Origin of the sequence: Streptomyces sp. SID1328, from assembly GCF_009865595.1 — a bacterium.
GTDB classification, from domain to species: Bacteria; Actinomycetota; Actinomycetes; order Streptomycetales; family Streptomycetaceae; genus Streptomyces; species Streptomyces griseoluteus.
The window spans coordinates 1-206 of the sequence record NZ_WWKH01000379.1 but is presented as its reverse complement, the minus strand read 5'-3'; the positions used below and the strand labels follow the sequence as shown (position 1 = coordinate 206).

Genomic DNA, 206 nt, shown 5'->3' with positions numbered 1-206 from the left:
CACGGCCGGCCCGACCTCGGTGCACTCGACGCGTCCTTGGCCCCGCACGCCCTGGAGCCCGACACCCTGGTCTACTGCTGTGGACCCGCGGGCATGCTGGCCGCGGCACAGGAGGCGTTCCCGGCCGGGCGGCTGCACACCGAGCGGTTCCAGCCGGCGGTACGGTCCTTCGGCCCCGACACGGCGTTCGAGGCGGTCTGTGCCCG

At 75.2% G+C, this 206-nt stretch carries 1 pseudogene; it reads left to right on the top strand.

What is annotated here, in order from left to right:
- Window positions 1-206 (top strand): annotated as a pseudogene (locus GT030_RS11170) (oxidoreductase); the annotation flags it as partial.